The 13612-nt window shown below is 73.0% G+C and carries 13 protein-coding genes and 1 riboswitch; of the genes, 8 read left to right on the top strand and 5 right to left on the bottom strand.

Features of this window, described 5'->3' with window-relative positions; translation table 11 throughout:
* Window position 1 precedes the first annotated feature (1 nt).
* Window positions 2-1336: a 3-phosphoshikimate 1-carboxyvinyltransferase gene (gene aroA / locus ABTY59_RS00165; RefSeq protein ID WP_352016644.1), complete on the bottom strand. Its 1335-nt coding sequence runs from the start codon at window positions 1334-1336 to the stop codon at window positions 2-4.
* 20 nt (window positions 1337-1356) lie between these two features.
* The gene (locus ABTY59_RS00160; RefSeq protein WP_352016643.1) at window positions 1357-2043 is read right to left on the bottom strand and encodes a M50 family metallopeptidase; all 687 of its coding nucleotides are present in this window, start codon (window positions 2041-2043) and stop codon (window positions 1357-1359) included.
* Between the two features lie 50 nt (window positions 2044-2093).
* Here ABTY59_RS00160 and ABTY59_RS00155 point away from each other — a divergent pair, with 50 nt between their 5' ends.
* The 8 genes from ABTY59_RS00155 to def all read left to right on the top strand — a co-directional run bounded on the left by ABTY59_RS00155 (window position 2094) and on the right by def (window position 9343).
* On the top strand, window positions 2094-2909 hold the full coding sequence (locus ABTY59_RS00155; RefSeq protein ID WP_352016642.1) for an SOS response-associated peptidase: 816 nt from the start codon (window positions 2094-2096) through the stop codon (window positions 2907-2909).
* 24 nt (window positions 2910-2933) lie between these two features.
* Entirely contained in the window at window positions 2934-3566 is a 633-nt protein-coding gene (locus ABTY59_RS00150; protein ID WP_352016641.1) for an alpha/beta hydrolase family protein, read from the top strand.
* A 252-nt stretch (window positions 3567-3818) separates the two neighbouring features.
* Window positions 3819-4475 carry a sigma-70 family RNA polymerase sigma factor gene (locus tag ABTY59_RS00145; RefSeq protein ID WP_030207302.1) on the top strand — a complete coding sequence of 219 codons (657 nt, stop codon included), beginning with the start codon at window positions 3819-3821 and terminating at the stop codon, window positions 4473-4475.
* On the top strand, window positions 4472-4789 hold the full coding sequence (gene rsrA / locus ABTY59_RS00140) for a mycothiol system anti-sigma-R factor (protein ID WP_352016640.1): 318 nt from the start codon (window positions 4472-4474) through the stop codon (window positions 4787-4789). The genes ABTY59_RS00145 and rsrA overlap by 4 nt, the downstream gene beginning before the upstream one ends.
* 152 nt (window positions 4790-4941) lie before the next feature.
* Entirely contained in the window at window positions 4942-6327 is a 1386-nt protein-coding gene (locus ABTY59_RS00135) for an HD-GYP domain-containing protein (RefSeq protein ID WP_352017284.1), read from the top strand.
* Window positions 6324-7580: an HD domain-containing protein gene (locus ABTY59_RS00130; RefSeq protein WP_352016639.1), complete on the top strand. Its 1257-nt coding sequence runs from the start codon at window positions 6324-6326 to the stop codon at window positions 7578-7580. Before ABTY59_RS00135 ends, ABTY59_RS00130 begins: the two co-directional genes overlap by 4 nt.
* A gap of 79 nt (window positions 7581-7659) precedes the next feature.
* Window positions 7660-8640 (top strand): tetratricopeptide repeat protein, encoded by a 981-nt coding sequence (locus ABTY59_RS00125; RefSeq protein WP_017236276.1) that lies wholly within the window; start codon window positions 7660-7662, stop codon window positions 8638-8640.
* A 67-nt stretch (window positions 8641-8707) separates the two neighbouring features.
* A complete protein-coding gene (gene def / locus ABTY59_RS00120; protein ID WP_352016638.1) occupies window positions 8708-9343 on the top strand; it encodes a peptide deformylase in 636 nt (211 codons plus the stop codon).
* Between the two features lie 64 nt (window positions 9344-9407).
* Here the strand turns inward: def and ABTY59_RS00115 are convergent, their stop codons facing one another.
* The 3 genes from ABTY59_RS00115 to ABTY59_RS00105 form a co-directional block, all read right to left on the bottom strand.
* The gene (locus tag ABTY59_RS00115) at window positions 9408-10424 is read right to left on the bottom strand and encodes a ribonucleotide-diphosphate reductase subunit beta (RefSeq protein WP_352016637.1); all 1017 of its coding nucleotides are present in this window, start codon (window positions 10422-10424) and stop codon (window positions 9408-9410) included.
* On the bottom strand, window positions 10424-12778 hold the full coding sequence (locus ABTY59_RS00110) for a ribonucleoside-diphosphate reductase subunit alpha (RefSeq protein ID WP_352016636.1): 2355 nt from the start codon (window positions 12776-12778) through the stop codon (window positions 10424-10426). Before ABTY59_RS00110 ends, ABTY59_RS00115 begins: the two co-directional genes overlap by 1 nt.
* Before the next feature lie 132 nt (window positions 12779-12910).
* A riboswitch (cobalamin riboswitch) is annotated at window positions 12911-13046 on the bottom strand.
* Window positions 13047-13087: 41 nt separating this feature from the next.
* Entirely contained in the window at window positions 13088-13588 is a 501-nt protein-coding gene (locus ABTY59_RS00105; RefSeq protein WP_352016635.1) for a GNAT family N-acetyltransferase, read from the bottom strand.
* Between the last annotated feature and the right edge of the window lie 24 nt (window positions 13589-13612).

The following is a 13612-nucleotide window of genomic DNA, read 5'->3' as shown; positions in this document are numbered from 1 at the left end:
TTCAGACCCCGAGCATTTCGGTCCACATCGTCGGGAAGTCCGGCAAGGTCTTCGCCGTCGTCGCCACGTCCTCGATCTCCACGCCCTCGACCGCGAGGCCGATGATCGCGCCCGCCGTCGCCATGCGGTGGTCGTGGTACGTGTGGAAGACACCGCCGTGCAGCGGGCGCGGCCGGATGTGGAGACCGTCCTCGGTCTCGGTCACGTCGCCGCCCAGCTCGTTGATCTCCTTGGTGAGCGCCGCGAGCCGGTCGGTCTCGTGCAGCCGCAGATGGGCGACCCCGCGCAGGGTGGAGGGGGAGTCCGCGAGGGCCGCGACCGCCGCGATGCCGGGGGTCAGCTCGCCGACCTCGCCCAGGTCCACGTCGATGCCGTGGATCCGGCCCGTGCCGGTGAAGGTCAGGCCCGCCTCGGTGAGCTCGCAGGAGCCACCCATCTCGGTGAAGATCCGGCGCAGCTCGTCGCCCGGCTGGGTGGTCCTCGCCGGCCAGTCCGGGACGGTCACCCGGCCGCCGGTCACCAGGGCGGCCGCCAGGAAGGGCTGCGCGTTCGACAGGTCGGGCTCGACGACCAGGTCCCGGCCGCGCAGCGCGGACGGCGCCACGCGCCACACGTTCGGCTCGCCGCCGTGCTCCGGCTCGTCGACCCGGGCGCCGACCGCGCGCAGCATGTCGACCGTCATCCGGATGTGCGGGAGCGAGGGGAGCCGGCTGCCCACGTGCCGCACCTCGACGCCCTGGTTGAAGCGGGGCGCGGACAGCAGCAGGGCGCTGACGAACTGGGAGGACGAGGAGGCGTCGATCTCGACCGTGCCGCCGTCCAGGGCGCCGCCGCCGTGCACGGTCATGGGGAGCGCGCCCCGGCCGTCGTCGTCGATGCGGGCGCCGAGCGCGCGCAGCGCGTCGATCACGCCGTGCAGCGGGCGCTCGTGGGAGCGGGGGTCGCCGTCGAAGCGCACCGGGCCGTCGGCGAGGGCGGCGACGGGCGGCAGGAAGCGCATGACCGTGCCCGCGTTGCCGACGTCGACCGTGGCGGGTCCGCGCAGCGGGGAGGGGATGATCCGCCAGGCCTCGCCGGAGCCGTCCGGGCCCACGCCTTCCTCGATCCGCACGCCGAGGGTGCGGAGCGCCTCGGCCATCAGGAGGGTGTCGCGGGAGCGCAGCGGGCGGCGCAGCCAGCCGGGCTCGGCGGCGAGCGCGGCCAGGACGAGGGCGCGGTTGGTGACCGACTTCGATCCGGGCACGGTGACGGTCGCGTCGACGGCGCCGCCGGCATAAGGGGCGGGCCAGAGGTCGGTGGGCGGCTCGGTGTGCGTCGCGGAAGCTGCTGCGGTCATGGACTCACTGTACGGGGGAGTCAGAAGCCCAGGAGCCAGCGCCCGCCGCCGATCAGGGCGGATATCGCCACCGTGTGGAAGAAGAGGAGCCACACCCCCGCGGGCACGTGGGTGAGCCGCGCGAGCTGGTCCGCGTCCGAGTCGGGGGCCCCGCCGCGGCGCCGTTTCGCCTGGAGCTCGAAGGCCGGCCGGACGCCGGCGAGGAGCAGGAACCAGACCACCGCGTACGCGAACACGGACTGGACCTCGGGGCCGGTCAGCCAGGACACGAGGAGGAAGGCGGCGCCCGTCAGGACGACGGTCAGCACCCCGTACGCGTTGCGGACCATCACGAGGAGCGCGAGCAGCAGCCCGGTCGCGAGCCAGAGCAGCAGGGTGACGTGGCCGGTGCCGAGCAGCGCGGCGCCGCCGAGCCCGAGCAGCGGGGCCGCCGGGTAGCCGGCGGCGAGGGTGAGGACCACGCCGACGCCGGTCGGGCGGCCCCGGGACACCGTGAGGCCGCTGGTGTCGGAGTGCAGCCGGATCGCCTCCAGGCGGCGGCCGGTGGCGAGGGCCACGAGTCCGTGACCGCCCTCGTGGGCGATGGTGACCGCGTTCCGGGCCAGGAGCCAGGGCCGCCGGAACACGACCAGGCCGAGCGCGCAGGCGGCCGTGACGTAGACGATCCACTCGGCCGGGGCGGGCTGGGTCCCGAGGATCTCGGTCATTTCGCGGACGGCTCCTCGGTCGGGGGCGGGAACGTGGCAGTGTGGCACGTATGTGCGGACGGTATGCATCGAGTCGGCGTCCCGAGGACCTCGTCGGTCTCTTCGGGATCGAGAAGTGGGAGCCGGAGGAGACCCTGGCCCCCGACTGGAACGTGGCCCCCACCAAGGAGGTCTGGGCCGTTCTCGAGCGTCCTGTGAAAGACGCCGATTCCCGCCGGCCGGTTCGCCAGCTGCGCGCCCTGAAGTGGGGGCTCGTGCCGTCCTGGGCGAAGTCGCCCGAGGGCGCCGCCCGGATGATCAACGCGCGCGCGGAGACCGTCGACGAGAAGCCGTCCTTCAAGCGCGCCTTCCAGTCGCGCCGGTGCATCCTGCCCGCCGACGGCTACTACGAGTGGGTGACCGGGGCCGCCGAGCGCGACCTGGAGGTCGAGGGGAAGAAGAAGCGGCCCCGCAAGCAGCCGTACTTCGTGACCCCGTCGGACGGCTCCGTCTTCGCGATGGCCGGGCTCTACGAGTTCTGGCGGGACCGCACCCTGCCCGACGGCCACCCCTCCGCGTGGTGGGTGACCTGCTCCGTGGTCACCACCGAGGCCGAGACCGGCCCGCTGGGCGTCGCCCCCGCCGAGGGCCCGCGTTCGCTCGCCGACATCCACCCCCGGATGCCCCTCATGCTGACCGAGGACCGCTGGGACGCCTGGCTCGACCCGGCGCGCACCGACCCGGAGGAGCTGCGCGGACTGCTCGCCCCGCCGCCCGAGGGCCTGATGCGGGCCTACCCGGTCGCCACCGCCGTCAGCAACGTCCGCAACAACGGCCCCGAACTCCTGGAGGAGCTGGCGGGACCGGAAGTCGGCACGCTCTTCTGACCCCCGGGACGGCAGGATGGGGACGTGACACAGTACGAGACCGTCTCCACCGACGCCGGTGAGGCACGCATCACGTGGTGCGCCGGGACGCGGCCCCGGGCCGTCCTCGCCCTCGGGCACGGCGCCGGCGGCGGCGTCGAGGCCCGCGACCTCCAGGCCCTCGCCGGGGCGCTGCCCGCACGGGGCGTGACCGTCGCCCTCGTCGAGCAGCCCTGGCGGGTCGCCGGCAAGAAGGTGGCGCCCGCGCTGAAGACCCTCGACACCGGCTGGCGCGGCCTCTGGCCGGCCCTGGCGAGGCCCGGCCTCCCGGTGATCGCGGGCGGCCGCAGCGCCGGTGCCCGTGTCGCCTGCCGCACCGGCCGGGAACTCGGCGCGCTCGCCGTCCTCGCGCTGAGCTTCCCGCTCCACCCGCCGGGGAAGCCCGAGCGGAGCCGCGCCGACGAGCTCCTCTCCACCGGCCTGCCCACCCTCGTCGTCCAGGGCGGCAACGACCCGTTCGGCAGACCCGACGAGTACCCGGAGGGGTCGTACGGACTCGTGGAGATCCCGTACGGGGACCACGGCTTCGCGATCCCCAAGCGGGCGACCCTGAGTCAGGACGAGGCCCTCGGCCTCCTCGTCGACGGGGTCGCCGAGTGGATCTCCGCCCTCCGCTGAGTTCCCGGCCGCCCCCGGGAATGCCGAGCGGGGGACCACTGTTGTCGAGAACGTCGGTGTGACAGCAAGGAAGAGGGAGTCCGTCGTATGGGTATGACCATCTGCCCGGAGCGCGCGCAGGGCGCTGACCTCGACTGGACAGTGCTGCCCGCGCCCAAGGCCGCCCCGATTCGGGCGGCGGGCGGAGTGCTTCCTCGTCTATCCTCCGAAACGAGCGGGTCCGCCCTCGGGCTCGCCGCCGCGCTGGAGGAGGTGGGTCCGGTCACTGGGACCGACACAGGGACCGACGACGGCCCCGAGGAGACGACCGAGGAGCGCAACGCGCGCTTCGAGCGGGACGCCCTCGGCTACCTCGACCAGATGTACTCGGCCGCGCTGCGCATGACGCGCAACCCCGCGGACGCGGAGGACCTGGTGCAGGAGACCTACGCCAAGGCGTACGGATCCTTCCACCAGTTCCGCGAGGGCACGAACCTCAAGGCCTGGCTGTACCGCATCCTCACCAACACCTTCATCAACTCGTACCGCAAGAAGCAGCGTGAGCCCCAGCGCAGCGCCGCCGAGGAGATCGAGGACTGGCAGCTCGCCCGCGCCGAGTCGCACATGTCGACCGGTCTGCGCTCCGCCGAGTCGCAGGCCCTCGACCACCTGCCCGACTCCGACGTGAAGGAAGCGCTCCAGGCGATTCCCGAGGAGTTCCGCATCGCCGTCTATCTCGCCGATGTCGAGGGCTTTGCGTACAAGGAGATCGCGGACATCATGGGGACACCCATCGGTACGGTGATGTCCCGACTGCACCGGGGCCGCCGCCAGCTGCGCGGCATGCTCGAGGACTACGCCCGCGACCGCGGGCTGGTACCCGCGGGCGCCGGAGAGTCGTCGAACGATCTGAAAGGCTCGGGCTCATGAGCTGCGGAGAGCCGCACGAGACGGATTGCTCAGAGGTCCTGGATCATCTCTACGAGTTCCTCGACCATGAGATGCCCGACAGTGACTGCACCAAGTTCGAGGTGCACTTCGAGGAGTGCTCCCCCTGCCTGGAGAAGTACGGCCTGGAGCAGGCGGTGAAGAAGCTCGTGAAGCGCTGCTGCGGCAGCGACGACGTCCCCACCGACCTGCGCGCCAAGGTCATGGGCCGGATCGACCTGATCCGCGCCGGACACATGGTGCCCGAGCAGGACATCACGGTGAGCGGCCCGGCGACACCGGCGCCGCAGGAGTAACACCCCTCCCCGCACCGGGGAGTGACGGGCCGCCGCGACGCGTTCGCGGCGGCCTCACGCATATATCAGCTTGTATCACCCGATGGTGCGAATCGCTCGGACCGGGCCGTCCCGCGCCCCCCCGACTCGCTAGCGTGACAGCCGTGATGGGCGTGAAGGTCATTCCGCGCGCGGCCCGCTGGTACATCGGCTGCGCCCTGCTCGGCGCCGGGGCCTGCGCCCTGCCCGCGCTGCGCCCCGACGCCGCCGTCCCCTGGGACACGGTCGCCCTCCTCGCCGTCCTGTACGCGCTCTGCGAGCTGCCCGCCCGCTGCCGGCTCATCGGCCGCGCCCTCGGCGCCGCCGTCCCCATGGGCACCGGCTCCTTCTTCCCCGTGCTCCTGGCCGCCGCGCTCCTCCTGCCGCCCGCCGCCGCCGCGCTCACCGCGATCCCCGGCGGCCTCCTCGCCCGCGTCGAGGAACCCCCTGCCGCACCCCGCCGCGCCTGGCGGGCCGCCGCCACCGCCCTCGCCGTCTGGGCCGCCGCCCACACCGCCGCCGCACTCGGCGGCCCCGCCGCCCTCGGCCACGGCACTGACGCACCCGACCTGCCCTACGCGCTGCTGCCCGCAGGCGCCGCCGCCCTCGCCTTCTGCCTGGTCCTCACCGCACTCGACGGCGGCATCCGTGCCACCGCCGGCGGACTCTCCCTCCGGGCCGCCTGGCGCGGCCTCCTCGGCCGGGCCCTCGCCCCGCACGCCGTCCACGGCCTCGCCGGACTGATGATGGCCGTCCTCTGGCGCAGCACGTACGGGCCGGTCGCGGCGCTCTTCGTGCTCCTCCCCATGTACATCTCCTGCTGGGTCTTCGCCCAGTACCACCGCGAGCGCGCCGCCCACCAGGCCACCATCCGCGCCCTCGTCCAGGCCGTCGACATCAAGGACCGGTACACCCGCGGCCACAGCGAACGCGTCGGCCACGCCTCCGTCCTGATCGCCCGTGAACTCGGCATGGCCGAGGACCGCCTCGACGTCGTCCGCTTCGCCGGCATCCTGCACGACGTGGGCAAGCTCGGCGTCCCCACCCGGGTGCTCACCAAGGACGGGCCCCTCACCCCCGAGGAGCGCCGGGTCATCGAACTGCACCCCGAGTACGGCCACGAGATGGTGCGCGGCATCGGCTTCCTCGGCGAGGCGCGGGCCGCGATCCTCCACCACCACGAACGCATGGACGGCAGCGGCTATCCCTACGGGCTCCACGGCGAGGAGATCCCCGAGTTCGCCCGGGTCGTGGCCGTCGCCGACGCCTTCGACGCCATGACCTCGACCCGCTCCTACAGCCGGGCCCGCCCGGTGCCCACCGCCCTCGCCGAACTGGAGCGCTGCGCCGGCGCCCAGTTCGACCCCCGGATGGTCACCGCCCTCTCCCGGGCCCTCGACCGGCACGGCTGGCAGCCCGCCGTCACCGCCGACGAGCCGGCCACGGCACCCGGCGCCCGCCCCGGGCAGGTGCCCCCGCCGCGCGAGCCCCTCCCCGCCCCGGCCGAGGACCACGCGTGAGACCCGGGACCCTCACGGTCGGCACCGTGCGCGGCGCCGCCCTCCTCCTCGGCCTCGCCGGCCTCGCCGGCACCCTCTGGTACGGCCTCGACGAACCCGGCAACGCCCTCGCCTTCGGCACCCTCATCGCCCTCGGCGAGCTCGCCCGCTGGGGCGCCGCGCCCGGCGAGCGGGAACCCGCGCCGCTCGCCGCCGCCGGAGCCCTCGCCTACGCCCTGCTCGGCACCAGCGCCGGCACCGCCACCACCCACGGCGTCCTCCAGACCGTCGCCGTCGTCGTCGCCGCCGGCCTCGCCGGGATCGTCCCGCACCTCGCCCGCGGCGGCGGTCCCGGCGCCGACCACCTCGCCCGCCGCGTCCTCACCGTCGGCTTCGCCGCGCTCTGCTTCCAGCCCCTCTACAACGCGGGCGCCGTCACCGCGCACCTCGGCCGGGGGCCCGCCTACGCCCTCTTCCTGCTCCTCCTGCTCGTCCTCACCGCCCTGTGCGACGCCGTGCTCGCCTCCCTCGTGCTCCGCGCCCGCACCGGATTCCCGTACGGCCCCCTCCTGCGCGACGAACTCCGCGCCTTCCTCGGCATCGGCTCCGCCGTCTGCGCCACCGGCACCGTCATGGCGCTCGGCGTCGCCGCCGCCGGACTGTGGGCGCTGCCCGTGCTCGCCGTCCCGCTGCTGCTCACCCAGGTCTCCTTCCGGCGGTACGCGGCCGTCCGGACCGTCAACCGGCAGACCATCGCCTCGCTCGCCCGCGCCACCGAGATCGCCGGCTGCACCCCGCCGGGACACGCCCGCCGGGTCGCCGCCCTCAGCGCGGCCGTCGGCCGTGAGCTGGGCCTCTCCGGGACCGAGCTGACCGTCCTGGAGCACGCGGCGCTCATGCACGACATCGGGCAGCTCTCCCTCGTCGACCCGGTCGCGGGCGGCGCCACCGCCCTCCTGCCGCCCGAGGAGCAGCGCCGGATCGCGCTCCTGGGCGGCGAGGTCGTCCGCAGGACCGGGGTCCCCGAGGCCGTCGCCGTCGTCGTGGAGCGGCAGGCCGACCCGTACCGCGAGCAGCCGCCCGCGGCCCGGATCGTCCGGGCCGTGAACGCCTACGACGACCTCGCGGGCGACGGCGCGGGCGCCGCCCTCGGCGCCCTGGAACGGCTCAGGCTCGGCACCGCCCGCGACTTCCACCCGGATGTCGTCGAAGGCCTGGCCAGGGTCCTGGCGCGGGGCGGAGCCGCTGGGGTGACCTCGGCGGTCCCTGGGTAACCCATGGGTAATGAGCGCGCGTCCGACCGGGCATGGTTGGATGCGAACAAGAGGGTGAAGCGACCGGCAGGCGGGAATCGTGAAGATCTTCGGGAAGGTACGGCATCGGCCCTCCGCCTCATGGCGGCAGGCCACGGACCGCGCGTTCACGCTGATCGGCGACGGCCGGTACGAGGACGCGGGCGCGCTCCTGACGCGCGCGGCGGACCTGGAGCCCTGGCTCTCGGAGTCCTGGTTCAACCTGGCGCTGCTGCACAAGTTCCGGCACGACTGGGAGCAGGCGCGGGCCGCCGGGCTGCGCGCCGTCGCCCTGCTCGACAAGGAGACCGGCGCCCCCGACTGGTGGAACGTGGGCATCGCCGCCACCGCCCTCCAGGACTGGCCGCTGGCCCGCCGCGCCTGGCAGGCCTACGGACTGAAGGTGCCCGGCGCCGCCGCGGGCACCGGCGAGCCCGCCGGCATGGAGCTGGGCAGCGCCGCCGTCCGGCTCTCGCCCGAGGGTGAGGCGGAGGTGGTGTGGGGCCGCCGGCTCGACCCGGCCCGCATCGAGGTCCTGTCCATCCCGCTGCCGTCCTCCGGCCGCCGCTGGGGCGAGGTCGTCCTCCACGACGGCGTGCCGAACGGCGAGCGGACCACCACAGCCGGCCCCTCCTACCCCGTCTTCGACGAGATCGAGCTGTGGGCGCCGTCGCCCGTGCCGACCTGGGTGGTCCTCCTGGAGGCCGCCACCGAGGCCGACCGGGACGCGCTGGAGCAGCTCGCCGCCGAGGCCGGTTTCGCCGCGGAGGACTGGTCGTCCTCGGTGCGGCTGCTCTGCCGTGCCTGCTCCGAGTCGACCATGCCCAGCGCGGAGGGCGAGGGCGAGCACTCCGACCCGCACGACCACAGCGAGCCGGGACACCCCGGGCCGCTCGGCCACCGCTCGCCGGGCGAGCTGTGGGTCCCGGAGCGGGAGTGCGGCATCGCGGCACCGGCGGGCCTGGTGCGGGGGCTCCTCGACGGCTGGGTGGCGGACAGTCCCGACTCCCGCGAGTGGCGTGATCTCGAAGAGGTCTGCTGAGCGATCGCTTCGGGGCCCGTAGGCTGTCCTCCGACGGAATCGGGTTTTCAGAAGGGCGCGGCCGGACATGGCGCAGCAGGACACGGACGAGCAGACGCAGAGCGACGACGAGTTCGTCGTGGACACGGAGGACTGCGAGGAGCGCGAGCTCGCGCACCGCGAGCGGGGCACCTCGCGTCCGATCACGGTCGTCGGCAACCCCGTGCTGCACCGGGAGTGCAAGGACGTCACCGAGTTCGGCGACGAGCTGGCGCAGCTCATCGACGACATGTTCGCCAGCCAGAGGACCGCCGAGGGCGTCGGCCTGGCCGCGAACCAGATCGGTGTGGACCAGAAGGTCTTCGTCTACGACTGCATGGACGACGAGGGCGTCCGGCACGTCGGCCACGTGGTCAACCCGGTCCTGCAGGAGCTGCCCGCCGACCGCCGCATCCTCGACGAGTCCAACGAGGGCTGCCTCTCCGTGCCGACGGCGTACGCCGAGCTGGCCCGCCCGGACTACGCGGTCGTGCACGGCCAGGACTCCCAGGGCAACCCGATCAAGGTCCGGGGCACCGGCTACTTCGCCCGCTGCCTCCAGCACGAGACGGACCACCTGTACGGCTTCCTGTACATCGACAAGCTGTCGAAGCGGGACCGCAAGGACGCCCTGCGCCAGATGGCCGAGGGCACCCCGCGCTACCCGGTCGTCGCCAACGACTGACGCGCGCACGCAGACGCGCGAGGGCCCCGCTCCTCTCCAGGAGCGGGGCCCTCGTGCGTACCGGCTAGAAGTCCTCGTCGAGGTCCACCGAGCCCTCGACCGCCACCTGGTAGGCGGACGGGCGGCGCTCGAAGAAGTTGGTCAGTTCCTGGACGCCCTGGAGCTCCATGAAGGAGAAGGGGTTCTCGGAGCCGAACACCGGGGCGAAGCCGAGGCGCTGGAGGCGCTGGTCGGCGACGCACTGGAGGTACTCGCGCATCGACTCGGTGTTCATGCCCGGCAGGCCGTCGCCGCACAGGTCACGGCCGAACTGGAGCTCCGCCTCGACGGCCTCCTTCAGCATGTCGGTGACCTGCTGCTGGAGCGCGTCGTCGAACAGCTCCGGCTCCTCCTTGCGGACGGTGTCCACGACCTCGAAGGCGAAGTTCATGTGCATCGTCTCGTCGCGGAACACCCAGTTGGTGCCCGTCGCCAGGCCGTGCAGCAGGCCGCGGGACCGGAACCAGTAGACGTAGGCGAAGGCGCCGTAGAAGAACAGGCCCTCGATGCACGCCGCGAAGCAGATGAGGTTCAGCAGGAAGCGGCGGCGGTCGGCGGCCGTCTCCAGCTTCTCGATCTTCTCGACCGAGTCCATCCACCGGAAGCAGAACTGCGCCTTCTCGCGGATCGAGGGGATGTTCTCCACCGCGTCGAAGGCCGCCGCGCGGTCGTCCGGGTCGGGCAGGTAGGTGTCCAGGAGCGTCAGATAGAACTGGACGTGCACGGCCTCCTCGAAGAGCTGACGCGACAGGTACAGCCGCGCCTCCGGGGAGTTGATGTGCTTGTACAGCGTCAGGACCAGGTTGTTCGCCACGATCGAGTCGCCCGTCGCGAAGAACGCGACCAGCCGGCCGATCATGTGCTGCTCACCGGGGGTGAGCTTGGCGAGGTCGGCGACGTCCGAGTGGAGGTCGACCTCCTCCACGGTCCAGGTGTTCTTGATGGCGTCCCGGTAGCGCTCGTAGAAGTCCGGGTAGCGCATGGGGCGGAGCGTGAGCTCGAAGCCCGGGTCCAGGAGGTTCTTCTTCTCGGTGGAGCTCATTACTGGCAGGCCTCGCAGGACTCGGGGTTCTCAAGGGAGCAGGCGATCGCGTCGGTGTCGGGGGCCGCCTGCTGGACGGGGATCGGGGCGGCGGCCTGGGCGGCGCGGGCGATCCGGGTCGCCGGGCGGGAGCGCAGGTAGTACGTCGTCTTCAGCCCCTGCTTCCAGGCGTACGCGTACATCGACGACAGCTTGCCGATCGTCGGCGTCTCCATGAACAGGTTCAGGGACTGCGACTGGTCCAGGAAGGGGGTGCGGGCGGCGGCCATGTCGATGAGGCCGCGCTGCGGGATCTCCCAGGCCGTGCGGTACAGCTCGCGCACCTCGGCCGGGACCCAGGTGAAGCCGGCCACCGAGCCGTTGGAGTCGCGCAGCGCCTCGCGGGTCTGCGCGTCCCACACGCCGAGCTTCTTCAGCTCGTCGACGAGGTACGAGTTGACCTGGAGGAACTCGCCGGACAGCGTCTCGCGCTTGAACAGGTTGGAGACCTGCGGCTCGATGCACTCGTACACACCGGCGATGGAGGCGATCGTCGCCGTCGGGGCGATGGCGAGGAGGAGGCTGTTGCGCATGCCGGTCGCGGCGATGCGGGCGCGCAGCGCGGCCCAGCGCTCCGGCCAGTTCAGCTCCACGTCGTAGTGGTCGGGGTGCAGGACGCCCCGGGCGGTGCGGGTCTCCTCCCAGGCGGGGAGCGGGCCGCTGCGCTCGGCGAGGTCGGCGGACGCCTCGTACGCGGCGAGCATGATCCGCTCGGCGATCCGGGTGGACAGGGCGCGCGCCTCGGCCGAGTCGAACGGCAGCTTCAGCTGGAAGAAGACGTCCTGGAGGCCCATCGCGCCCAGCCCCACCGGGCGCCACTTGCCGTTGGAGCGGCCCGCCTGCTCGGTCGGGTAGAAGTTGATGTCGACGACCCGGTCGAGGAAGGTGACGGCCGTGCGGACGGTCTCGTCCAGGCGCTCCCAGTCGATGTCCCCAGCGGTCACGAAGGCACCCAGGTTGACCGAGCCGAGGTTGCACACCGCGGTCTCGTCGTCGTTGGTGACCTCGATGATCTCGGTGCACAGGTTCGAGGAGTGCACCACGCGGCCGGGCAGGGCGGTCTGGTTCGCGGTCCGGTTGGAGGCGTCCTTGAACGTCATCCAGCCGTTGCCGGTCTGCGCGAGGGTCCGCATCATGCGGCCGTACAGATCGCGGGCCGGCATCGTCTTGCGGGCCAGGCCCGCGTCCTCGGCCTTGCGGTAGGCGGCGTCGAACTCCTCGCCGTACAGGTCGACGAGCTCGGGCACGTCCGCCGGGGAGAACAGCGACCACTCGGCGTCGGCGTTGACCCGGCGCATGAACTCGTCCGGGATCCAGTGCGCCAGGTTCAGGTTGTGCGTGCGGCGCTGGTCCTCGCCCGTGTTGTCGCGGAGCTCCAGGAACTCCTCGATGTCCGCGTGCCAGGTCTCCAGGTAGACCGCGGCGGCGCCCTTGCGGCGGCCGCCCTGGTTCACGGCGGCGACGGAGGCGTCGAGGGTCTTCAGGAACGGCACGATGCCGTTGGAGTGCCCGTTGGTGCCGCGGATCAGCGAACCGCGGGCGCGGATGCGGGAGTACGAGAGGCCGATGCCGCCCGCGTGCTTCGAGAGGCGCGCGACCTGGTGGTAGCGGCCGTAGATGGAGTCCAGCTCGTCCTGCGGGGAGTCCAGCAGGTAGCAGGACGACATCTGCGGGTGGCGGGTGCCGGAGTTGAAGAGCGTGGGGGAGGACGGGAGGTAGTCCAGACGGCTCATCAGGCCGTACAGGGCGGCCACCTCGTCCAGGGCGCGGACGCTGTCGTCCTCGGCGAGGCCGCAGGCGACGCGCAGCATGAAGTGCTGCGGGGTCTCGATCACCTTGCGGGTGATCGGGTGGCGCAGCAGGTAGCGCGAGTAGAGGGTGCGCAGACCGAAGTAGCCGAAGCGGTCGTCGCCGGCCGCGTCGATCGTCGCGTCGAGCCGGGCCGCGTGCAGCGTGACGAACTCGGCGGTGCGGTCGGCGATGAGGCCCTCGCGGTGACCGACGGCCACCGAGGCCGAGAAGGACACGGCACCCTGGCCGGCGGCCTCGTCGGCGATGGTGAGGGTGAGGAGCCGGGCGGCGAGCCGGGAGTACGCGGGGTCCTCGGAGATCAGGCCGGCGGCGGCCTCGGTGGCCAGCTCGCGCAGCTCCGCCTCGTCCGACGTGGCGCTGCGGCCGCGGAGCGCGGCGGCGGCGACCTTGCCGGGGTCGGTGTCCGGGAGGTCGGCGGTGAGATCGGTCAGGGTCCGCAGGAGTACGGTCCCGGGGCCGTCGTTCTCGATCGCTGCGGCCGGATCGGCGGGCGCGATGGTCACGTGGGGGCTCTCCCTCGCTCGGCTCGGGGCCAGGGCGGGGGAGGCGGGCAGGCGGGCACCCGTACGCGCGGGCGCGCCGCGTCCACCGGCCCACTCCGCGAGGCCCGGACGTCTGTGGCACCCGGAACGGACGGACCGGGTGGGCTGCCGGCAGGTCCTCGGACTCACTCCGTACGAATCCGCACGTAGCACACCGTTGCGGGACAGTTCCGGATTCGCGCCGGATTCCCCTGCGTCGACAGCGAGGACGAGCATACATGTGGGGGGCGCCCCTTCGAGCACCCCCCACATGTTGTGTCGGTCCCGGAGTTACAGTGCGAGGGCGTACGTCCGCAGAGCGTGCTCGGGGATCGGGTTCCAGTCCCGCTCGGGCGTGCGGACGAAGCCCATCCGCTCGTAGATCCGGTGCGCGGAGACCATCTTCGCGTCCGTGGAGAGCACCAGCCGGGCGCAGTCGGGCAGGGCCCGCGCCCGGTCCACGCAGGCGCGGACGAGCGCCTCTCCGACGCCCCTGCCGCGGGCTTCCGGGGCGACCACGAGCATCCGGAACTCGGCCTCGCCGGGGACGGCGATGTCGGCCCAGGGGGTGCCGCCGGCGGCGAAGGTCACCCCGCCGATGATGCCGTCGTCGGCGTCGGCGGCGACGAGCACCTCGGCCTCGCGCGCCCGCCGGGCCGTGTCGCGGAGCACGTCCAGGTAGAAGTCGTCCTCGCCGTGCAGCAGCAGCCCGTCATTCAGATAGGTGAACCCGGTGAGGTCACCGAGCTCCTCGTACTCCTCGGGCCGTACCGCCCTGATCGTGAAGTCCATGCGTCTCAGTCTGCCGCGCGCGCA

Source organism: Streptomyces sp. NPDC096079 (assembly GCF_040303145.1).
Classification (GTDB): Bacteria; Actinomycetota; Actinomycetes; order Streptomycetales; family Streptomycetaceae; genus Streptomyces.
Note: the sequence above shows the minus strand (reverse complement) of the source record. Positions and strands in the feature narration are given on the sequence as shown.